Origin of the sequence: Salifodinibacter halophilus, from assembly GCA_012999515.1 — a bacterium.
GTDB lineage: Bacteria > Pseudomonadota > Gammaproteobacteria > Nevskiales > Salinisphaeraceae > Salifodinibacter > Salifodinibacter halophilus.
In genome coordinates, this window is sequence record JABEEB010000500.1 from 1 (window position 1) to 249 (window position 249).

Below are 249 nucleotides of genomic sequence, written 5' to 3' on the forward strand. Positions count from 1 at the left end.
TGCACCGGACCACGCGGCAACTGCACGCCACCGCCGAAGGCCAGGCCCTGGCCGAGCGCGGCCGCGCCCTGATCGAGGAACTAGAAGGCCTGACCGACGACCTGCGCCGCGCCGGCAGCGAACCGGCCGGACTGGTGCGGGTGACCACCTCGGCCTCGTTCGGGCGCATGTACCTCTCGCCGCTGCTGCCCGAGTTCCAGCGCCGCTACCCGTTGGTGCGGCTGAGCGTGAACCTCAGCGACGAGAACC

1 protein-coding gene is annotated in these 249 nt (G+C 71.9%); it reads left to right on the forward strand.

Features of this window, described 5'->3' with window-relative positions; all coding sequences use genetic code 11:
• Nucleotides 1–249, forward strand: a 249-nt coding sequence (locus HKX41_12610; protein NNC24976.1) for a LysR family transcriptional regulator, incomplete at both ends; no start/stop codon positions are given.